Origin of the sequence: Muricoccus roseus (assembly GCF_900141905.1) — a bacterium.
Lineage (GTDB): Bacteria > Pseudomonadota > Alphaproteobacteria > Acetobacterales > Acetobacteraceae > Roseomonas > Roseomonas rosea.
The window spans coordinates 93,332-114,529 of record NZ_FQZF01000012.1 but is presented as its reverse complement, the minus strand read 5'-3'; the positions used below and the strand labels follow the sequence as shown (position 1 = coordinate 114,529).

Genomic DNA, 21,198 nt, shown 5'->3' with positions numbered 1-21,198 from the left:
TCCCGCTCGGCGCGGCGCGTAATCCCAGCTTCGGCTGGCGCGCGGGGCGCCGGCTTCCCATATCCGCCTCCCTCCCGCAGGAAACGCCTCCATGTTCAAGGGTTCGCTCGTCGCCCTCATCACGCCCATGACCCGCGACGGCAAACTGGATGAGCGTGCCTTCCAGGACTTCGTCGCCTGGCAGGTGGCCGAGGGCGCCCAGGGGCTGATCCCGGTCGGGACCACGGGCGAGAGCCCGACGCTGTCGCATCAGGAGCACCAGCGCGTGGTGGAGCTCTGCATCGAGGCGGCCGGAGGGAAGGCCCCCGTGATCGCGGGCGCGGGGTCCAACAGCACGGCCGAGGCGGTGGCGCTGACGCAGCACGCCAAGAAGGCGGGCGCGGATGCCGTGCTGGTCGTGACCCCTTATTACAACAAGCCGACCCAGGAGGGGATGTACCTCCACTTCAAGGCCGTGGCGGATTCCGCCGATATTCCCGTTATCATCTACAACATCCCGCCGCGCAGCGTGGTTGACATGAGCGTCGAGACCATGGCGCGGCTGGCGAAGCACCCGAACATCGTCGGCGTGAAGGACGCGACCGCGAACCTGACGCGCCCACTGCACACCAAGGCGGCCTGCGGCCCCGATTTCTGCCAGCTTTCGGGCGAGGACCACACGGCGCTCGCCTTCCTTGCCGCCGGTGGGGTGGGCTGCATCAGTGTGACCGCCAACATCGCCCCGCGCCTGTGCCGCGAGATGCATGACGCCTGGGCTGAAGGCCGGGTGAAGGATGCCATGGCCATCCAGGACCGGCTCGTGCCCGTGCATGACGCCATGTTCTGCGAAACCTCCCCGGGCCCCGTGAAGTTTGCGGCGAGCCTGCTCGGCCATGGCACCGACTTCTGCCGCCTGCCTATGGCGCCGATCGCCGATGCCTCGAAGGAGCGGGTGCGCGCCGCGCTGACAGGCGCGGGGCTGCTGAACTGAGGAACTGATGGCCGAACCCCGCAAAAAGGGCCTGATCAGCCACGGCGTCGCCGCGCAGAACCGCAAGGCGCGCTACGACTACAAGATCCTGGATACCTACGAGGCCGGCATCGTGCTCGTCGGGCCGGAGGTGAAGAGCCTCCGCGCCGGCCGCGCCACGCTGACCGAGGCCTGGGCCGGCGAGCGCGACGGTGAGATGTGGATCTTCAACCTCTACATCCCGGAATGGCAGGCGGGCTCGGTGGTCGCGAAGTTTGAGCCGCGCCGGCCGCGCAAGCTGCTGCTGCACCGCAAGCAGGCGGAAACCCTGGCCGGCGCCGTCTCACGCGAGGGCGCGACCCTGGTGCCGCTCGACATCCACTTCAACGACCGGGGCGTCGCAAAGCTCACCCTGGGCCTGGCCGAGGGCAAGACCAAGGGCGACAAGCGCCAGGCGATCGCGGAACGCGACTGGCAGCGCGACAAGGCGCGGGTGATGCGCGACCGGGGCTGATCCTCGGGCGCTTTGGGTTCTGATCTGCTGGTTTGTCCCGGGGAGAGGAAGAACGAATTCTTCCTCCAAAGGCAGGAAGAGCACCGGCCACCAGAGATCCCGCTGGGCAACGGTATCTACGGCAGTCAGACGGGGTTCCAAGGGCCTCAGGCCCTTGGCGGGTGGAGGGCGGAGCCCTCCGGACCGACCCTATCAGACCCCCGTTAGACCTGCGCGATAGTCAGCGCCAGCGGCGGCAGTCCCTCGATCTCACCCAGGTAGTGGGCGCCCTCCTGAGGGATGGCGGGCATGCCGCTTAGGCTGCCGAAGGTGAGCACCTCCCCCGCCGCGATGCCGCGTCGCTCGCGGGCGAGGCGGGCGATCCAGGCCTCGATCAGGGGGCGGATGGGTGTGGCGACATGGGGCCCCTCGCGGGTCGCAATCACGCCGCCGTTCTGGGTGAGGCGCACGGGGGGCGGCGCGTCCAGCAGGGCGAGGGTCCAGGGGGTCGCGGCCGTGCGGATGGCGGCGCCGTGGCTTGCGAGGCACTCGGCGATGCGGTCGAGCGGGCCGATCTGGGCGGACGCCGTGAAGCGCGGCTGCACCAGTTCGAACAGCGTTCCGATATGGGCCAGGGCGGGTAGGTCCTCCGGTCGCAGCCCCGCCACTGCCTCGGGCGCGACGGGCTGATGGAAGCGAATCGCCAGTTCCAGCTCGATGAAGCGCGCGGCGGGCATGGGGATGGCGCCCTCGACGGGGTCGAGGAGGATCCGCGAGGCCGGGATGGGCGCCGCGAAGATCACCTCGCCCTGCCGCCCGAGCTTCCATCCGCCGCAGGTCTCCCCCAGGGCGGCGAGGGTGGCGTTCTGCATCGCCTCGGCCTCGGCAAGGGAGGCGGGGCGGAGCGCCTCGGGCAGGCCGTCGAGCGCGGCGCCCGTGCGGGCCCCGGTGAGAAGCGCGGCGGCGGCCTCGATCTTGTCCAATGCAGTGCTCCAGGAAGGACGGAGGCGCAGGAGGCCCTCGATCCGTCCTGCCGGCAAGCCCCCGCCTACTCGGCCGGGGCCGGGGCGGGAACCGGCCGGTCGCGCCAGCGCAGCCGGTCGAGGGCGAGGTACACGACCGGCGTGGTATAGAGCGTGAGCACCTGCGAGACGACCAGCCCGCCGATGATGGCAATGCCGAGCGGCGCGCGCAGCTCCGACCCCGTGCCGCTTCCAAGGGCCAGCGGCACGGCGCCGAGCAGGGCGGCGAGGGTGGTCATCAGGATGGGGCGGAAGCGCTCGCGGCAGGCGGCGAGGATGGCTTCCTCGCTGCTGCTCCCCTCGGTGCGCTCATGCTCGAGGGCGAAATCCACCATCATGATCGCGTTCTTCTTCACGATGCCGAGCAGCAGGATGACGCCGATCAGCGCCACCACGGTCAGCGGCGTGTTCGTCGCGAGCAGCGCGAGCAGCGCGCCCAGGCCGGCGGTCGGGAGCGTGGAGATGATGGTGATGGGATGGATGAAGCTCTCATAGAGCACGCCGAGCGTGACATAGATGGCGAGGAAGGCCCCAAGGATGAGCAGCGGCATGTCCCGCGTGAAGGACTGCGCCGCTGCCGCGTTGCCGCCGAACTGGGCGCGGATGGTGGTGGGGAGGCGGACCTCCCGCTGCACCTGCTCGATACGCTCCTGGATTTCGGCGACTACCAGCCCCTCATCGGGGTTGAAGGAGATGGCGGCGGCGGGGAAGCCGCCCTGATGGGTGACGGCCAGCGGGGCGGAGGCCGGAAGGACGCGCGCAACAGCGGAGAGCGGCACCTGCACGTCGCCGGCGCCCGGCAGGAAGATGCGCGACAGGTCCGGCGGGCCCTGCTGAAGGGCGGGGTCCACCTCCAGCACCACCCGGTACTGGTTGCGGGAGCGGTAGATGGTGGAGACCTGGCGCTGGGAGAAGGCGTTGTTCAGCGTCGCGTTGATCTCGCTCTGCTGCACGCCGAGCCGTGCCGCGGCGGCCCGGTCCACCTCCACCCGCGTGACGAGGCCGGCGCGGTCCTGGTCGCTGGTGACGTCGTTGATGCCGGGCACGGCGCGCAGCGCCTGGACCATGGTCTGGGTCCATTCCCGCAGCTCTTCAATGTCGTTGCCGAGCAGCACGTAGGAGAAGCGCCCGCTGTCCTGCCGGCCGCCGATGCGGATGTCCTCGTTGCCCCACAGATTGACAGACGCGCCGGGGATGCGGCCCAGCGGAGCCCGCAACCGGGCGACCACCTGTTCGGCCGTCATGCCGCGTTCCTCGCGCGGCTTGAGAGTCACGAAGATGCTGCCGCGGTTGGAGGAGCCCTGGCCGCCATTGCTGCCGACTGTGGCGGCCACGGTCTCCACCGCCGGGTCCGCGGCGATGATCTCGACCGCGCGGCGCTGGAGCGCCTCCATGGTAGCGAAGGAGGTATCCGGCGCCGCCTGGGTGACGCCTTGCAGGAGGCCGGTATCCTGCGTCGGCAGGAAGCCCTTGGGGACGATGACGTAGAGCCAGACGGTGAGCGCCATCAGCCCGAAGGTCGCCAGCAGCATCAGCCAGCGGAAGCGCAGCAGGATGGCGAGGCTGCGGACATAGCCGCGCGAGGTGGCCGAGAGCGCGCCCTCGAAGCCACGCGCCAGCCGGCCGGGCGGCTTCTCCGGGCCGCCGCGTTCCATCCAGCCGGCCATCATCGGGGTGAGGGTGAGGGACACCACACCGGAGATGCCGACCGCGACCGCCAGGGTGACGGAGAACTCCCGGAAAATCCGGCCGATGATGCCGCCCATGGCGAGGAGCGGGATGAAGACCGCGATGAGGGAAATTGTGATGGAGAGGACGGTGAAGCCGATCTCCCTGGCGCCCACCAGCGCCGCTTCGATGGGCGGCAGCCCACGCTCCCTGTGGCGCGCCATGTTCTCGATCATCACGATGGCATCGTCCACGACGAAGCCGACGCAGATCGTCAGCGCCATGAGGGAGAGGTTGTTGAAGGAGTAGCCGATCCACCACATCACCGCGACGGTGCCGAGCAAGGAGAGCGGCACGGCCGCGCTGGCCGCGAGGATCGGCGCCCAGCGCCGGAGGAAGACGGCCACCACGGCCACGACGAGCGCGATGGTGATGATGAGGGTGAAGCGCACCTCCTCGACCGAGGCGCGGATGGTGACGGAGCGGTCGCTCACCACCTCCAGCTTCACGCCGGCGGGCACCCAGGCCTCCACCTGCGGGATCATTGCGCGGATGCCGTCCAGCACGTCGATGACATTCGCATCGGCCTGCTTGCGGACCATCAGCAGGATGGCGGGCTTGCCGTTGAAGCGGCCGGCCTGGCGGCGGCTGCGGGTCCCGTCCTCGACCTTGGCGATATCGGCGAGCCGGACGATGGCACCGCCCTGCGCCTTCACCACGATCTCGCGATACGCATCCGCACGGTCGATCCGGTCGTTGGTGCGGATTGCGGCGGATTGCTGGGCCCCCTCGATATAGCCAGTGGCCTGGGTGACGTTCGACCGGGTGATGGCGAGCCGGACGTCCTCCATGGAGATGCCGGCGGCGGCCGCGGCGGAGGGGTCGACCGCGACGCGGACGGCGGGCTGGTCGCCGCCGCTCACCTCCACCTGGGCGACGCCCGGCACCTGCGCCAGGCGCTGCGCCACCAGGCTGTCCGCGGCGTCATAGACGGCGGGCCCTGACAGGGTGTCGGAGGTCATGGCCAGGATCATGATCGGCGCGTCGGCCGGGTTGATCTTGCGGATGGTGGGCGGGTTAGGCAGGCCGGAGGGCAGGTCCTGCCGCGCGCCGTTCACCGCCGCCTGCACGTCCTGCGCCGCCTCGCGCTGCGTGCGGGCGAGGTCGAACTGGATGATGATCCGCGTGCTGCCGAGGGAGGAGAAGGAGGTCATCTCCGTCACCCCGGGGATGGTGCCGAGGCGGCGTTCCAGCGGGGCGGCCACGGTGCTCGCCATGGTCTCCGGGCTCGCCCCGGGCTGGCTGGCCGAGACCACGATCGTGGGGATGTCCACCCGCGGCATGGAGGCGACGGGCAGGCGGAACAGGGCCACCAGCCCGACCAGTGCGATGCCGACCGCAAGGAGGGCGGTGGCGATGGGACGCGCGATGAAAGGCGCCGAGATGTTCACGGGCGCCCCGTCATTCGGCGGGCGCGGCCACGGCCCGCCGGGGCTGCAGCTTCGCCCGCACCCATTCGAGGGCGAGATAGACCGAGGGCGTGGTGAAGAGGGTGACGAATTGCGAGAGGATCAGCCCGCCGACGATGGAGACGCCGAGCGGCAGGCGAAGCTCCGAGCCGGCGCCCTGGCCGAGCACCAGGGGCAGGGCGCCGAGGAGTGCCGCGAGGGTGGTCATGGTGATGGGGCGGAAGCGCAGGATTGCGGCTTCCACGATCGCCTCATGGGGCGGCATTCCACGCTCGCGCTGCGCCTCCAGGGCGAAGTCGATCATCATGATCGCGTTCTTCTTCACGATGCCCATGAGCAGCAGGATGCCGATGATGCCGACGACCGAGAGGTCGAGGCCGAACAGCTCCAGCGCGAGCAGCGCGCCGATCCCGGCGGAGGGCAGGGTGGAGAGGATGGTCAGGGGATGGACCAGGCTCTCATAGAGAACGCCGAGGGTGATGTAGATGACGACCACCGCCGCGAGGATCAGCCAGGGCTGGCTGCGGAGCGAGGCGCTGAACTCCGCAGCATCGCCGGCGAAGCGGCCGGTGATGGTGGAGGGAACGCCCAGGCGCTGCATCACGCCCTGAATGGCCTCCACCGCATGGCCGAGGGAGACACCCTCCGGCAGGTTGAAGGAATAGGTGACCGCCGGAAACTGGTTCTCCCGCGTCACCTGCAGGGGGCCGCTGCCGCGGCCGATCCGCGCGATCTCAGAAAGGGGCACCACCGCGGCCGTGCCGTCCGTGCTGCCGGCGACGCGCAGGAGGCCGAGCTTGGTCGGGTCCGCCAGGAAGTCCTCGCTCGCCTCCAGAATCACGCGGTACTGGTTGTTCTGGGCATAGATGGTCGAGATCTGGCGCTGGCCGAAGGCGTCGTAGAGCGCGTCGTCGATGGCCTGCATGGTCACGCCCAGGCGGCCGGCGCGGGCGCGGTCCACCTCCACCGTGATCCGCAGCCCTTCCTGCTGCTGGTCGCTGGAGAGGTCGATCAGCTCCGGCAGACTCCGGAGCGCCTCCAGGATGCGCGGTGACCAGGCCGCCAGCTCCGCGGCATCGGCGTTGACGATGGTGTACTGGTACTGGGTGGTGCTGGCGCGCGCGCCGATCTGGATGTCCTGCACGGCCTGGGGGTAGGAGACGATGCCCGCGATGCCGGCGAGGCGGGGCGTGAGGCGGGCGATCACCTCCTGCGCCGTCTCCGAACGGTCCTCGCGCGGGCGCAGCACCGCCGTCACCCGCCCGCCATTCAGCGTGGCGTTCACCGTGCCGGCGCCGACGACGGAGGTGACGGCCTCCACGGCCGGGTCGGCGCGCACCAGCTCGGCCACCTGCCGCTGCAGTTCGGACATGCGGGCGAAGGAGACGTCGCCCGGCGCCTCGGTGGCGATCTGGATGAGGCCGGTGTCCTGGGCGGGTAGGAAGCCCTTGGGGATGACGACATAGAGCCAGGCCGTCAGCGCCACCGTGCCGAGGGCCACCAGGAGGGTGAGTGCCTGGACGCGCAGCGTCACCTCCAGCGCGCGGCGGTAGCCCCGGAGAAGGGCATCGAACACCCGGTCCGAGGCGCGGGCGATGCGGCCCTTGGTGGCCGGAGCCGGGCGCAGCAGCAGGGCGCACATCATGGGGGTGAGGGTGAGCGAGACCACCATGGAGACGAGCACGGTGGCCGTGAGCGTCTGGGCGAATTCCCGGAACAGCCGCCCGACCACGCCCTCCATGAAGAGGAGGGGGATGAAGACCGCGATGAGGGAGACCGTGAGGGAGACGATGGTGAAGGCGATGCCCCGCGCGCCCTCATAGGCCGCGGCGAGCGGCTCCATCCCGTCCTCGATAAGCCGGACGATGTTCTCGATCATGACGATGGCATCGTCCACGACGAAGCCGGTCGCGATCACCAGCGCCATGAGCGAGAGGTTGTCGAGCGAGAAGCCCATCCAGTCCATCACGGCAAAGGTTCCGATGATGGAGAGGGGCAGCGAGACGGCGGGGACGATGGTCGCCCGGCCGGAATGGAGGAAGAGCCAGATCACCGCCACCACCAGCACGGTGGAGAGGACCAGGGTGAGCTCCACCTCATGCACCGAGGCGCGGATCGTCTCGGTCCGGTCCGAGACCACGGACATCTGGATGCCCGCCGGCAGCCCGCGTTCGAGGTTCGGCAGCTGGGCGCGGATGCGGGTGACGGTGTCCACGATATTGGCGCCGGGCTGGCGCTGCACGTCGAGCACGACGGCGGGGCGGCCGTTCAGCCAGGCGGCGTTCAGGTCGTTCTCCAGCCCCTCGGTCGCCTGTCCGAGGTCGCGCAGCCGGATGGGTGCCTCATTGCGATAGGCCACGATGATCTCGGCGAATTCGGCGGGAGCGCCGATCTGGTCATTGGCCATGATGGTGGAGGCCTGGCGCGCGCCGTCCAGCGAGCCTTTGGGCGTATTTGCGTTGGCGGCCGTCACGGCCGTGCGCACATCGGCCATGGAGAGGCCATAAGCCGCGAGCCGCGCGGGATCGATGCGGATGCGCACGGCCGGGCGCATGTTGCCCTGCACGGTCACGCGCCCGACGCCCGCGGATTGCGCCAGCTTCTGCGCCAGGAGCGTATCCGCCGTGTCCGAGAGTCGTGCGATGGGTAGGGTGTCGGAGGTGAGGGCCAGGGTGATGATCGGCGGGTCCGCCGGGTTCACCTTCGCATAGGTGGGCGGGTAGGGGAGGGTCGAGGGGAGGGTGCCACGCGCCGCGTCCAGCGCCGACTGCACATCCTGTGCCGCCTCGTCGATGTTCTTATCGAGCGCGAATTGCAGCGCGATCCGGCTGGTTCCCGGGCCGGAGCTGGAGGTCATCACGCTGATGCCCGCGATTTGGCCGAGCTGCCGCTCCAGCGGCGCCGTAACCAGCAGGGCCACCGTGTCCGGAGAGGCGCCGGGGAGCTGGGTGGAGACCTCGATCGTCGGGAACTCGACCTCCGGAAGGGAGGAGACGGGCAGCTTCCAATAGCCCCAGAGCCCCAGCAGCAGCACGGCAATGGAGAGCAGCGTGGTCGCCACCGGCCGCGAGATGAAGGGGGCGGAGATGTTCAATTCGGCGTCTCCCGCGCATCGGCGGTGCGTCGCGGCCCGGCCCCCTGTGGCCGCGCCGGCGCATTCTCATCGGCCACGGCCACCCGCGTTCCGGCGCTCAGGCGCAGGCCGCCGGAGGTGACCACGCGTTCACCCGGCTGGATCCCGGCCTGCACGACGGCATCGGTCAGCGTCATCTGGCCGATGGTGACGGGGCGCTGCTCCACCGTGCGGTCCTCGCGCACCACGAAGGCGTAGCTCCCCTCGGGGCCGCGCTGGATGGAGACCAGCGGCACGACCGTCGCCTGGGGCAGCACCTCGATCCGCAGGCGGAGGTTCACGAAGGCGCCGGGCCAGAGCACGCGGTCCTCGTTCGCGAAGGTGGCCTTGGCCTTGATGGTGCCGGTGGTGGGGTCCACCGCATTGTCCACCGTCAGCAGCGTGCCGCGCGCCACGGGCGCGTTCCCCGGGCCCGGCAGCGTCTCCACCGGTACCGGGCCGCCGGCGAGGGCCCGCATCAGCCGGGGTAGCTCCTGCTGCGGCAGGGTGAAGGTGACGCCGATGGGGGCCATCTGCGTCACAGTGACGATGCCGTTCGTGTCGGAGCTGCGGACAATGTTGCCCGGGTCCACCTGGCGGATGCCGACGCGCCCGGCGAGAGGCGAGCGGATGGTGGCGAAGCCAAGCTGCGTGCGCGCCTGCTCGATGGCCGCCTCGTCCTGCCGCACCTGGGCTTCCAGCATGGCCACCTGGGCGCGCTGCGTGTCCACCTGCTGCTGCGTCACGCCCGCGCCGCGGGCGAGGCTCTGGTAGCGCTGCAGGTCCACCCGGGCATTGGCGAGCTGCGCCTGGTCATAGGCCCGCTTCGCCTCGGCCTGCTGGAGCGCGGCACGGGTGTTGCGGTCATCGACTCGCGCCAGCACGTCGCCTTCCGCCACCTCCTGGCCCTCGCGGAAGTTCACCTCCATGAGCTGCCCGTCCAGCTGTGTGCGGACGACCACGCTTTCGAGCGGCACTACCGTGCCGAGCGCGTCCACGGTCAGGGCCAGGTCGCGCCGCACGGCTTCCGCCACCGTGACCGGGACGGGAACGCCGCCGGCCCCTCCGGGCCGGCGGGGACGGGCGCCACCCGGCGCACCCTGGCGCGGTGCGCCCGGTCCCTGGGGCGCTGCCTGCCCCTGAGGGCCCTGGGCCTGCATCTGGTCGCGGGCCGTCGTGGGATCCTGCACCCCCTGCCGCTGCTGCCACCACCACCAGCCCGCGCCGCCGGCGCCGGCCAGCAGCACCAGGGTGAGCAGCCAAGCCGAACCTCGCCTCATCGGGCGACCTCCGAAACGACCGTCGGGGCCCCGGCGCCCCAGCCGCCGCCCAGCGCCCTGAACAGCCCTACCGAGGCCTGGAAGCGGCTCAGCCGGGCGTTGGAGAGATTGCGCCGGGCGCTGAACAGCGTCGTCTGGGTGTTGAGCAAGGTAATCAGGTTGATGATCCCGCCACGCAGCTGTGCCTCGGCGATATTGTAGGCGCGGGCGGCGCGGCTTTCGGCTTCCCGCAGCAGCCTTTCCTGCTCGGTGGTTTCGCGCAGCGCCGCCAGGGCGCTCTCCACATCCGAAAGAGCGGAGAGAATAGCCTGGCGGTAGGCCACCAGCAGTTCCTCCTGCTGGGCGCGGGCGAGTTCCACCTGGCCGCGCAGGGCGCCCCCGTCGAAGACTGTTTGCGCGAGGCTGGCGACGAGCGAGTAGAACTGCGCCTCCGGCCGCAGCAGCGTGCCGAGGAGGAGGGACTGGAACCCGCCCTGGGCCGAGAGGTTAAGCGAGGGAAACAGCGCCGCGCGGGCGGCGACGACATTCGCCCGGGCCGCGGCGAGGTCGGCCTCGGCCGAAAGCACGTCCGGCCGCCGCGCCAGCAACTCCGAGGGGAGGCCGGGCGCGGGGGAGGGGACATCCAGCCCCTCGAAGCCCTCGGCCACGACCTCGAGTTGCGAGGGCGCGAGGCCGACGAGGACCGCGAGGGCGGCGAGGTTCTCGGACACGGTCTGCCGCAGGGGCGGCACGGCCGCCTGCTGCTGGGCCACCACCGTCTCCTGCTGTGCCAGGTCCAGGCCGGTCGCCGTCCCGGCCGCCACCTGCTGGCGGATGACGGTCAGCACCCGCTCCGCAGCCTGGAGGTTCTGCTGCTGGATCCGCAGTGCCTCCCGCGCCTCCAGGATGGTGAAATAAGTGTTGGCGACCGAGGCCTCAGCGGTGATGAGCGCCGTACCGAGGTCGAACCGGCGCGCGACCGCGGTCAGCCGGGCCGATTCGGCCGTGCTGCGGTTGCGGCCCCAGAAATCGACCTCGTAGGAGGCGGCGAGGTCCGCCGAATACTGGGTGACCGCCCGGTTGCCCGCGCCGCTGCGGCTGCGCTGGGCGCTGCCCCCGGCGGTCACCAGCGGCAGCAGGGCGGAGCCGGCGATCCGCGTGGAGGCATCGGCCTGGCGCACGCGCGCGGCGGCGGCGGCAAGGTCGAGGTTCTCGCTCGCCATGCGACGCATCAGCCGCTCCAGCTCCACCGAGCCATAGCCGCGCCACCAATTCGGGTCGGGCCAGCGGACCGGAGTGCCAGACTCGGTCTCCCGGAACCGGTTCGGCCCGGCCTCGACCGCCGGGAGGGCATCGGGCAGCAGGGAGCAGCCCGGAAGGCTTCCGATCAGGGCGGCCAGCATGAGCCTGTTCGTGCCCCGGCGCGTGGTGACGGCGGGGTTGGTCATCGAAGTCGCATCTCGCACCCTGGTCATCTTAGGTGGCTTCGCATCCGCGCCCCATGGGCTGTTACCCTTCGCCACCTGCTGTTCCCGGACCGCCATAGGGCCCCTCCACGGCGAGAAGATGGCCCCTCCGCCCGGCCAGACCAGGGCGGCGCGGCCGAACCGCGCCCCGCAACAAGCCGGGCGGAAGGAAGCCGTTGCATCCGGCGCGGCTTGCGCGCACCTCTGCGGCATGACCGACCCGACGAACCCCGGCCCCCAGGGCATGAAGGAGAAGCTTGTCCGGACGAAGGAGCGCTGGGCGGAGGAGGGGCGCCTCCTCACCGGCAACTCGGCGGACCCGCAGCGCGACCGCCTTCCCCCCGGCCAGCGCCTTGTGACGGATTGGCCCGTGCTCGACCTCGGCATCCAGCCCGCCGTCTCCGAGACGGCCGCGCGGCTGGACATCGACGGCCTGGTCGAGGCCCCGGTCTCCCTCTCCTGGGCGGAGCTGATGGCGCTGCCGCAGGAGGAGCGCCGGAACGACATCCACTGCGTCACCCAGTGGTCCCGCTACGACAATGACTGGCGCGGCCTTTCCGTCACCGACCTCCTGGCCCGCGCCCGGCCCCGGCCCGAGGCGCGCTTCGTGACCATGGAATCGCATGACGGCTACACGACCAACCTCCCGCTGGCGGATCTGGACCGTCCCGAGAACCTGCTGGCCACCCATTGGGAGGGGAAGCCGCTGACGCGGCAGCATGGCGGCCCACTGCGGCTGGTCGTGCCGCATCTCTACTTCTGGAAGAGCCCGAAATGGATCCGGCGCATCACCCTGATCGCCCAGGACCGTCCGGGCTTCTGGGAGGTGCGCGGCTACCATGACCGCGGCGATCCCTGGATGGAGGAGCGCTACTCGGCTTGAGGCCATGGGCGACATCCTGGTCGCGATCGGCGCCAACCTGCCGGGGGCGGATGGCACGGCGCCCCTGGCCAGCTGCCGGGCCGCGGCGGCGGCGCTGGACGGGCTATGCGGCCTTTCGCTGGTTGCCACCTCCTCCTGGTGGGAGACGGCTCCGGACCCTCCGCAGCCGAGCAGCCCCTGGTATGTGAACGGGGTGGCGCGGCTGCGAGGAGAGGCCGACCCGGCCGCGCTCCTCGCCGCGCTCCAGTCCATCGAGAATGCCGCCGGGCGGGTGCGGCCCTATCCGAATGCGCCGCGGACCCTGGATCTCGACATCATCGCCATGGGCGGCTTGGTCCGGGCGGCGCCGGACCCCATCCTGCCTCACCCCAGGGCCCATCTGCGCCGTTTCGTGCTGGAACCCCTGCGGGAGGTCTGGCCGGGCTGGACCCATCCGGCGAGCGGGCTTACCGTCGAGGCATTGCTGGGTCGCCTTCCGCCCGCCCCCATGCGGGCGGCCGGGACGGCTTGACCCCACGGGATGGCCTGGCGGGCTTGTGTTTCCGGTCATCCCTCTCTATCTGACCCGTTCGCCCGCACACAATTTCGGAGTCCGGTATGGCCCGCGTCACGGTCGAGGACTGCATCCTCCAGGTTCCCAACCGCTTCGACCTCGTCCTGCTCGCAGCGCAGCGCGCCCGCGCGATCTCGCGCGGGGATGAGCTGACGGTGGATCGGGACAACGACAAGAACCCCGTCATCGCGCTGCGCGAGATCGCCGAGCAGACCGTCGAGCTGGAGGGGCTGAAGGAGGACATCGTGAAGTCCCTCCTGCGCGCTCCGGAGCCGGAGCCGGTCGAGGAGGAGGTGATCGACCTGATCGCCACCGACGAGAACATCTTCGGCGTGATGGACGTGAACGAGGAGACCGCGGCCGAGGCCGGCATGCAGGTCGAGGACATGTCCGGCGACGACCTCGAGGCCGCGATCGCGGCCGAACTCGGCGGCCGCCGCTGACCGCGAAACGCATCATTCGATGACCGACGGCACCGGGAACCCACGAACCCCCGGTGCCGTGCCGGGTGCCCCCCGGGCACCTGAGGGCGTCGCCACGGGCGCGCCCGACACCCTGGATTCTCCGCTGGCCGCGGCCCCGACCGCCGAAGGCTCGGGCGGCGACCTCGTGGGCGATGCCGGCCTTGGCTCGGATCCCGGCAAGGCGCTGGCCGAACTGGTCACGGGTTACGACCCCCGCGCCGATGGCGCGATGATCGAGCGGGCCTACCGAACCGCCGAGCACGCCCATCGCAACCAGCGCCGCGACAACGGCGACCCCTATATCGGCCACCCCGTCGCGGTGGCGCAGATCCTGGCCGGCTACCGGCTGGATGCCGCCACCATCGCCACGGCCCTGCTGCACGACACGGTGGAGGATACCGGCCTTACCCTGGCCGATCTCTCCCGCGACTTCGGCCCCGACATCGCCCGGCTGGTGGATGGCGTCACGAAGCTGACGCGGCTGGAAATCCAGTCCGAACGGACAAAGCAGGCCGAGAACTTCCGCAAGCTGGTGCTGGCCATGAGCGAGGACATCCGTGTCCTTCTCGTGAAGCTGGCGGACCGCACCCACAACATGCGGACCCTCCATTTCGTGCCCCAGCAGGCCCGGCGCATGCGCACGGCCCGGGAGACGATGGAGATCTATGCGCCGCTCGCCGAGCGCATCGGCATGCAGGCGGTGAAGGATGAGCTGGAGGATCGCGCCTTCCGCGAGCTCCAGCCCGATGCCTCCCAGACCATCAATGCCCGCCTCGCCTTCCTCCGGGGCCAGGGCGCGGACCTGATCGCCGAGATCGCCGAGGACCTGCGCCGCCGCCTGCGCGATTCCGAAGTGCCCGTGATCGAGATCCAGGGGCGCGAGAAATCCGCCTATGGCATCTGGCTGAAGATGCATTCGAAGAAGGTGGAGTTCGAGCAGCTCTCGGACATCATGGCCTTCCGCGTCATCACCGACGACAAGGCGAACTGCTACGCGGCGCTCGGCGCCATCCACTCGGCCTATCGGGTCGTTCCCGGGCGCTTCAAGGACTACATCTCTACCCCCAAGCCGAATGGCTACCAGTCCCTCCACACGGGGGTGACGGTGCCGGAGCGGCGCAACGCCAAGATCGAGGTGCAGATCCGGACGCCGGAGATGCATGAGGTGGCTGAGTTCGGCGTCGCCGCGCACTGGATCTACAAGCAGGGGCCGGATGGCGTCGTGAACGCTTCCCGGGACCGCAAGCGCTACCCCTGGGTCAAGGACCTGCTGGAAATCCTGGAGAATGCCGGGGAGGCGCAGGACTTCCTGGAGAACACGAAGCTCGCCCTGCACCAGGACCAGGTCTTCTGCTTCACCCCCAAGGGCGACCTGATCGCGCTGCCGCGCGGCGCGACGCCGGTGGACTTCGCCTATCACGTCCATTCCCAGATCGGCGACAGCTGCGTCGGCGCGAAGATCAACGGCCGTATCGTGCCGTTGCGCCACCAGCTGGAGAATGGCGACCAGGTCGAGATCATCACCGCCCGCGGCGGCACGCCCAACCCGGCCTGGGAACGCTTCGTCGTCACCGGCAAGGCGCGGGCCCGCATCCGTCGCACGGTGCTGGCCCGCCAGCGCGAGGAGAGCCGCGAGAACGGCCGCCAGGCCATCGCCCGCGCCTTCCGCCAGGAAGGGCTCGACTTCTCGGAGAAGATCGCGGAGCCCGCGGTCAAGGCGCTCAAGCAGCCGGGCTTCGAGGAACTCTGCATCGCCGTCGGCTCGGGCAACATCACGGCACGGGACGTTCTGCATGCGGCCGTGCCGGAGCTGCGCGGGCCGCCGCGTCCGGCTGTCAGCCCGCTGGAGGCCCTGGCGCTCACCCGCGCCCGCGGGAAGCCCGGCGCGACCGTGCCCCACCGGGTCACCAAGGGCCGGGAGGTCGCGCATGGCATCACCGGCCTCGTCTCCGGCATGGAGGTGAACTTCGCCGGCTGCTGCCACCCCGTACCGGGCGACCGGATCGTCGGCATCGTCTCCACCGGCCGCGGCGTGACCATCCACAAGCAGGGCTGCCACACGCTGGATGCCTTCGCGGGCACGCCCGAGCGCTTCATCGACGTGGACTGGGACTCGGCGCCCGGCGCGGCGGGCGAGCATGTGGCGCGGCTCGCCGTCGTCACCTCCAACGAGAGCACGGCCATCGCCGGCATGACCACGGCGATCGCCAAGCAGGAGGCGCGCATCCAGTCGCTGCGCTTCCTGCATCGTGCGCCGGACTTCGCGGAGTTGAACGTGGATCTTGAGGTGAAGGACCTGCGCCACCTGTCCAGCGTCATCGCGGCGCTTCGGGCGCTGCCGGGCATCGAGCAGGTGGAGCGGGCCAAGTCGTGATTCTCGGTCTCGGCAATGACATGGTGGATATCCGCCGGATCGAGCGGACCATCGCCCGCCATGGGGACCGCTTCCTCTCGCGCATCTTCACCGAGGCGGAGCGCGCGAAGGCGGAGCGCCGGGGCGAGCGCACGCGCGTCGCCACCTATGCCAAGCGCTTCGCGGCGAAGGAGGCGGCCTCGAAGGCGCTCGGCACGGGGTTCCGTGCCGGCGTGTTCTGGAGGGATCTGGGCGTGGTGAACCTCCCCTCCGGCCAGCCCACCCTGCGGATGACCGGCGGCGCGGCCGAGCGGCTTGCCGCCATACTGCCGCCGGGCCATGCCGCCCAGGTCAGCCTGACGATGACCGACGAGTATCCCTATGCCGAGGCGGTGGTGATCATCTCGGCCGTGCCCTTGCATGGCCACGCCGTGCCCCTGCATGGCCAGGTCGTGCCGACCGGCGGCCCGCCCTCGGAGTCACCGCCGGGCCGCCTTCCTTGACAGCCCGTCCCATCTGGCGCACCCAGCGCCAAGCGGCGGCCCGACCCGTGCCCCCTCGTCGGGCTTCCGGGGGCGTTCGGCCGGCCGGGTGAAGGCCGCGAGCAAGCACACGATGAGCAAGAAGACCTCCGGCGGCTGGCTGGAGAGCCTGAAGACGATCCTTTACGCGGGCCTGATTGCCGTCGGCATCCGCACTGTCGCCTTCGAGCCCTTCAACATCCCTTCGGGCAGCATGATCCCCACCCTGCTGGTGGGCGATTACCTGTTCGTCTCGAAGTATTCCTACGGCTATTCCAGGGCCTCGCTGCCCTTCAGCCCCAACCTGTTCAGCGGCCGTATCCTGGGCAGCCTGCCGGCGCGCGGCGACGTTGCGGTGTTCAAGCTGCCGCGGGACGGCACCACCGACTACATCAAGCGCATCATCGGCCTGCCGGGCGACCGTATCCAGGTCCGCCAGGGCATCCTGCGCGTGAACGGCCAGTCTGTGACCCGCACGGCGGCCGGGCCCTATACGGTGGAGGGCGACGGGCCGCGCATGACGGTCCGCCTCTACCGCGAGACCTTGCCGCCCAGCGCCAACGCCCCCGCACGGACGCATGACATCTTGGAGGCCTCGGATGACGGCCCCTATGACAACACCCAGGAATTCGTCGTGCCGGCCGACCATGTCTTCGCCATGGGCGACAACCGCGACAACTCGCTCGACAGCCGCGCCACCAGCTATGTCGGCTTCATCCCGGTGGAGAACCTCGTCGGCCGCGCCGAATTCCTCTTCTTCTCCTGGGATGGCTCGGCGCGCTGGTGGGAGGTCTGGGCCTGGCCCTTCGCCGTCCGCTGGTCCCGCATCTTCTCGGCGGTCCGGTGATGAAGGGGCGCCGCCCGTGAAGCCGCCCGTCGCTGCCCTGGCCGGACGACTGGGTCACAGCTTCCGTGACCCGGCCCTGCTTGAGCAGGCGCTCACCCACCGCTCCGCCGCAGACCCCAAGCGTCGCCAGCTCGATTCCAACGAGCGGCTGGAATTCCTGGGTGACCGCGTGCTGGCGCTCTGCATGGCCGAGTGGCTCGCCGAGCGGTTCCCGCAGGAGCGGGAAGGCGAGCTGGGCAAGCGCCTAGCCGTGCTGGTGGCCGCGGACACGCTGGCGAAGGTGGGCGATTCCATCGGCCTGCCCGCCGCCCTGCGCATCCCCCCCGCCGAGGGCCGCACGGGTTTGCGCCAGCGCGCCAATGTCGTCGCGGATGCGACGGAGGCGCTGATCGGCGCCCTCTACCTCGATGCCGGGCTAGAGGCGGCGCGCGACTTCGTCCGCCGCGAATGGACCCAGGCGCTGGAGGCCGATGCCACGCCGCCGATGTCGGCCAAGAGCCGGCTGCAGGAATACCTGCTCGGCCGCGGCCAGGGCCTTCCCGAATACGTGCTGGTGAGCACCGAGGGCCCGTCCCACGCGCCGCTCTTCACCGTTTCGGCCCGCGCCTGCGGCCGTGCCGCCGAGGCGAGCGGCGACAACAAGCGCGCGGCCGAGCAACTGGCAGCCGAAGCCCTGCTGACGGAACTCTCACGTGGCTGAGGACACCGACGACATGCCGCCGGCCTCGCCCGAGCTGCCGCCGGAGCCGGAGGGCCCGACGCGCGCCGGCCTCGCCGCCGTGCTGGGCGCCCCGAATGCGGGCAAGTCCACCCTGGTGAACCGGCTCGCCGGGGCGAAGGTCTCCATCGTCTCGAACAAGCCGCAGACCACGCGCTTCCGCATCCGCGCCATCATCACCGAGGGCCGGTCGCAGGTGGTGCTGACCGACACGCCCGGGATTTTCGCGCCCCGGCGGCGGCTGGACCGCGCCATGGTCGCGGCCGCCTGGGGCGGGGCGCAGGATGCGGACCTGGCCATGCTGGTGGTCGATGCCCGCGCCGGCATCACCGACCCGCTGCGCGCCATCATCCGCAAGCTGGCCAAGGGCGCGCCGCCGCTCTGGCTGGTGCTGAACAAGACCGACCTGTTCGACACCAAGCGCCTGCTGCCGCTGACCGCGGAGCTGACCGCGCTGCTGGATTTCGCCGAGACCTTCATGATCTCGGCCGAGACGGGCGACGGGGTGGACCGGCTCCGCACCCGGCTCTGCGAGGCCATGCCGGAAGGCCCCTGGCTCTTCCCGGAGGACGAGCTGTCGGACGTGACGGACCGGATGCTGGCCGCCGAGATCGTGCGCGAGCAGATCCTGCGCCAGACCCATGAGGAGGTGCCCCACCACGCGACGGTGGAGACCGAATCCTGGCAGGAGCGGAAGGATGGCTCCGTTCGCATCGACTGCACCATCTATGTCGGCCGCGCCTCGCAGAAGGCGATCCTGATCGGCGACAAGGGGTCCCGTATCCGCGAGATCGGCCAGCGGGCCCGGGCGGAGCTGACGAAGCTGCTGGAGCGGCCGGTGCACCTCTTCCTCAACGTGAAGGACCGGCCCGGCTGGGATGAGGAGCGCGGACGCCTGCGCGCGCTCGGCCTGGAAGACCTGGAGTAGGCGTCGGGAATAGCCTCGGGGAGTAGCCGTCGGCCCGGGGGCGCCCCATCATCGCGGCATGGAATGGACCGCCCCCGCCATCGTGCTGGAGTCGCGCCCCCTGGGTGAGGGGGGTGCCATCGTCACCCTGCTCACCGAGGAGCATGGGCGCCATGCCGGGCTGGTGAAGGGAGGAGCCTCCCGCAGCCAAGCCGCGACCTGGCTGCCCGGCAACCTCGTGGAAGTGCGCTGGATGGCGCGGCTGGCGGACCAGCTCGGCGCACTGAGCGGAGAACTGGTCCATCCGGCCGCCGCCCTTGCGATGGAGGACCCCATGGCGCTGGCGCTGCTCTCCTCAGCCTGCGCCGTCGCGGCGGAGGCGCTGCCGGAGCGGGAGGCCCATCCGGCCGTCTTTCGCGGGCTGCTGCCCGTGATCGCGCATCTCCAGCGCGGCGCGGAGGAGGTGATCCCGGACTACATCCATTGGGAGCTGCTGCTGCTGGCCGAGCTGGGCTACGGGCTCGATCTCTCGCGTTGCGCGATGACCGGCGACACCGCCGATCTCACCCATGTGTCGCCGAAATCCGGCCGCGCGGTCCGTGCGGACATCGCGGCGCCCTATGGGGACCGCATGCTGCGCCTGCCGCCATTCCTGCGAAAGCCGAGCCTGCCCAGCGGCCCGCGTGACTGGTCCGATGCGCTGCGCCTGACCGGCCACTTCCTGTCGCGGGACGCCTTCGGCGCCCGGCACCGCCCCTTGCCCGCCGCGCGGGAGGCCCTGGCGGACCGGGTGGCCGCCCTCCTGCCGCTGACTGGCTCCGGAGCGGGCGGGAACGGCGAGCCGCCCCCGCCCGCCTGATCAGGGCGCCGGCCGGACGAGAACCAGGTTGAACGCGCCCGCGCCGCTCAGCAGCTTCGCCCGCAGGAAGGCCGGGCGTGGCGAGGCAGGGATATTGAGGCGGGAGGCAAAGCCCTCCGCATCGTCATTCTCCGCCAGCACCTCGCCGGACTCGTCGAGGAGCGCGATCTCCGTATCCGTATCCCGGCCGAGGGCGAAGGTCATGGCCAGGGACTCCCGGCCATCATGCGGCAGGGCGAAATAGGCCTCCTGTCCCGCCGAGAGCTGGACGCGGACGGCTTCCCCGAGGATCAGCGAGGGGCGGCGTCTGGCCTCCTCCAGATCGGCGGCGGGCGCGCCGCCCTGGGCGGGGGCGGCGCTGCCCTGCACGACGAGATCGAACTCGCCCCGGGCCCCGTTCAGCAGGGTTGCCCGCACAAAGGCGGCGGGGCGCCCCCCATCGGCCGTGCGGATGCGGGAGGCGAGGCCGCCGCCGCCGTCATCGTCCTCGGTGATCATCTCGCCCTGCGCATCCAGCAGGGCGAGCACCGTATCAGCCTCGTCCTGGAGGTTGCGGGTGGCGATGGTGAGGGGCTGGCCCTCCGGAAGGGCGAAGATCGCCTGCCGGCCACGTCCCAGCGCGATATGCACGTTCTGCCCCGGCGCGAGCGGGCCGCGCGCGCGCGCCTCTTCGAGGTTGGTGGGGTAGTCCGGCGTGGGGGCGGGGGCCTCGCGCTCCAGCATCACCTCGAAGCTGCCGGTGCCGCCGCTGATGAGGCTGGCGCGCAGCGTCACCGGCCCGGTGGTCCCGGCGATGGAGAGGATGGAGGCGAGGCCCTGCCCGCCATCGTCATTCTCCGCCAGCACACGCCCCTCGGCATCCAGCAGCGCCAGGACCGTGTCCGTGCTCTGGGAGAGGTCCCGGGTAAGCGCGATCACGTCCGTGCGGTCCTCCGGCAGGGCGAAGAAGGCCTGCTGGCTCCGCCGCAGCCGCACGCGGACGGGCTGGCCGAGGGCGAGTGGCGGGCGCTGGGCGGCTTCCGCCTGAGTGGTGGCGAAATCCGGCGGCGGCATCGGCTGCTCGCGGGTGAGCACCAGCTCGAAGCGCCCGGGCGAACTGTCCAGCGTCCCGGCGCGCACCACCCGGACGCCGTCGCCCGGCTGAACCTCGATGCGGGAGGCGAGGTTCTCGCTGCCTCCGTCGTCATCCTCCGTCACCACCGCGCCGGCCTCGTCCAGCGCGGCGAGGACGGTGTCCGTGTTCCGGCCCAGGCGGCGCGTGACGACCGACCAGGCCTCGCCCGCCTCGGGCGCCACGCGGAAGAAGGCCTGCTGCCCCCGGCGGAGCGTCACCTGCACCGGGCGATCGGGCTGCAGCGGCGGGGTGCGGGCCGCGTCGGCCGCGCTGAGCGCGAAGGCCGGGGCGGGGGGCTGGGGAGGGCGCGGCGCGCTTCCGCCGCCACCGCCGCTGGGCGGGGCCGGGCTCTTCGCCTGGCCGCCCTGCACGGGAAGCAGGAGCTGCTGGGGCGCCTCGACAGGGGTGAGCGCCAGGGCGGGGAGCGCAGCCGCCATGGCCATGCCCAGGACCAGCGCTGGCCGGGCCGCGAGGATGCGGCGGTGGGGCGTCCCTCCAGGTTGCGACATGCGGCGTCCTCCTCTTGAGCGGGCTCCCCCCT

Annotated in this window: 17 protein-coding genes; 11 read left to right on the top strand and 6 right to left on the bottom strand. The window is 71.0% G+C overall.

From position 1 onward, the window contains the following. Window positions 1–91 precede the first annotated feature (91 nt). Both dapA and smpB read left to right on the top strand, forming a co-directional pair. On the top strand, window positions 92–970 hold the full coding sequence (dapA, locus tag BUB97_RS11895) for a 4-hydroxy-tetrahydrodipicolinate synthase (protein WP_073134950.1): 879 nt from the start codon (window positions 92–94) through the stop codon (window positions 968–970). A gap of 7 nt (window positions 971–977) precedes the next feature. Then, window positions 978–1,463, top strand: a complete 486-nt coding sequence (gene smpB / locus BUB97_RS11890) for an SsrA-binding protein SmpB (RefSeq protein ID WP_073134948.1) — start codon at window positions 978–980, stop codon at window positions 1,461–1,463. 203 nt (window positions 1,464–1,666) lie between these two features. Here the strand turns inward: smpB and BUB97_RS11885 are convergent, their stop codons facing one another. From BUB97_RS11885 to BUB97_RS11865, 5 genes are all read right to left on the bottom strand, one after another. Then, window positions 1,667–2,425 carry a hypothetical protein gene (locus tag BUB97_RS11885; protein ID WP_073134946.1) on the bottom strand — a complete coding sequence of 253 codons (759 nt, stop codon included), beginning with the start codon at window positions 2,423–2,425 and terminating at the stop codon, window positions 1,667–1,669. 65 nt (window positions 2,426–2,490) lie between these two features. Next, entirely contained in the window at window positions 2,491–5,583 is a 3,093-nt protein-coding gene (locus BUB97_RS11880; protein ID WP_073134944.1) for an efflux RND transporter permease subunit, read from the bottom strand. 10 nt (window positions 5,584–5,593) lie between these two features. Continuing rightward, window positions 5,594–8,695: an efflux RND transporter permease subunit gene (locus BUB97_RS11875; protein WP_073134942.1), complete on the bottom strand. Its 3,102-nt coding sequence runs from the start codon at window positions 8,693–8,695 to the stop codon at window positions 5,594–5,596. After that, a complete protein-coding gene (locus BUB97_RS11870) occupies window positions 8,692–9,993 on the bottom strand; it encodes an efflux RND transporter periplasmic adaptor subunit (RefSeq protein ID WP_073134941.1) in 1,302 nt (433 codons plus the stop codon). The genes BUB97_RS11875 and BUB97_RS11870 overlap by 4 nt, the downstream gene beginning before the upstream one ends. Continuing rightward, on the bottom strand, window positions 9,990–11,420 hold the full coding sequence (locus BUB97_RS11865; protein WP_073134940.1) for an efflux transporter outer membrane subunit: 1,431 nt from the start codon (window positions 11,418–11,420) through the stop codon (window positions 9,990–9,992). The genes BUB97_RS11870 and BUB97_RS11865 overlap by 4 nt, the downstream gene beginning before the upstream one ends. Window positions 11,421–11,649: 229 nt before the next feature. Here BUB97_RS11865 and BUB97_RS11860 point away from each other — a divergent pair, with 229 nt between their 5' ends. The 9 genes from BUB97_RS11860 (at window position 11,650) to recO (ending at window position 19,543) form a co-directional block, all read left to right on the top strand. Continuing rightward, window positions 11,650–12,321, top strand: coding sequence for a sulfite oxidase-like oxidoreductase (locus BUB97_RS11860; RefSeq protein WP_073134939.1), 672 nt, complete (start codon window positions 11,650–11,652; stop codon window positions 12,319–12,321). Between the two features lie 4 nt (window positions 12,322–12,325). Further along, window positions 12,326–12,832 carry a 2-amino-4-hydroxy-6-hydroxymethyldihydropteridine diphosphokinase gene (gene folK, locus BUB97_RS11855; protein ID WP_073134937.1) on the top strand — a complete coding sequence of 169 codons (507 nt, stop codon included), beginning with the start codon at window positions 12,326–12,328 and terminating at the stop codon, window positions 12,830–12,832. Window positions 12,833–12,918: 86 nt separating this feature from the next. Continuing rightward, window positions 12,919–13,317 (top strand): DNA-directed RNA polymerase subunit omega, encoded by a 399-nt coding sequence (gene rpoZ / locus BUB97_RS11850; RefSeq protein WP_073134935.1) that lies wholly within the window; start codon window positions 12,919–12,921, stop codon window positions 13,315–13,317. A 19-nt stretch (window positions 13,318–13,336) separates the two neighbouring features. Next, the gene (locus BUB97_RS11845) at window positions 13,337–15,712 is read left to right on the top strand and encodes a RelA/SpoT family protein (RefSeq protein ID WP_073134934.1); all 2,376 of its coding nucleotides are present in this window, start codon (window positions 13,337–13,339) and stop codon (window positions 15,710–15,712) included. After that, complete coding sequence (acpS, locus tag BUB97_RS11840; protein WP_086062133.1) at window positions 15,709–16,194, top strand: holo-ACP synthase; 486 nt, start codon at window positions 15,709–15,711, stop codon at window positions 16,192–16,194. Before BUB97_RS11845 ends, acpS begins: the two co-directional genes overlap by 4 nt. A 112-nt stretch (window positions 16,195–16,306) precedes the next feature. After that, window positions 16,307–17,059 (top strand): signal peptidase I, encoded by a 753-nt coding sequence (gene lepB, locus BUB97_RS11835; protein WP_073134933.1) that lies wholly within the window; start codon window positions 16,307–16,309, stop codon window positions 17,057–17,059. A gap of 16 nt (window positions 17,060–17,075) precedes the next feature. Beyond that, window positions 17,076–17,759, top strand: a complete 684-nt coding sequence (rnc, locus tag BUB97_RS11830) for a ribonuclease III (RefSeq protein ID WP_073134931.1) — start codon at window positions 17,076–17,078, stop codon at window positions 17,757–17,759. A gap of 13 nt (window positions 17,760–17,772) precedes the next feature. Continuing rightward, entirely contained in the window at window positions 17,773–18,705 is a 933-nt protein-coding gene (era, locus tag BUB97_RS11825; RefSeq protein WP_073135039.1) for a GTPase Era, read from the top strand. A gap of 58 nt (window positions 18,706–18,763) precedes the next feature. After that, window positions 18,764–19,543, top strand: a complete 780-nt coding sequence (gene recO, locus BUB97_RS11820) for a DNA repair protein RecO (RefSeq protein WP_073134929.1) — start codon at window positions 18,764–18,766, stop codon at window positions 19,541–19,543. On the opposite strand, the gene BUB97_RS11815 is transcribed toward recO, so the two are convergent. After that, complete coding sequence (locus BUB97_RS11815) at window positions 19,544–21,166, bottom strand: hypothetical protein (protein ID WP_073134927.1); 1,623 nt, start codon at window positions 21,164–21,166, stop codon at window positions 19,544–19,546. Window positions 21,167–21,198 lie beyond the last annotated feature (32 nt).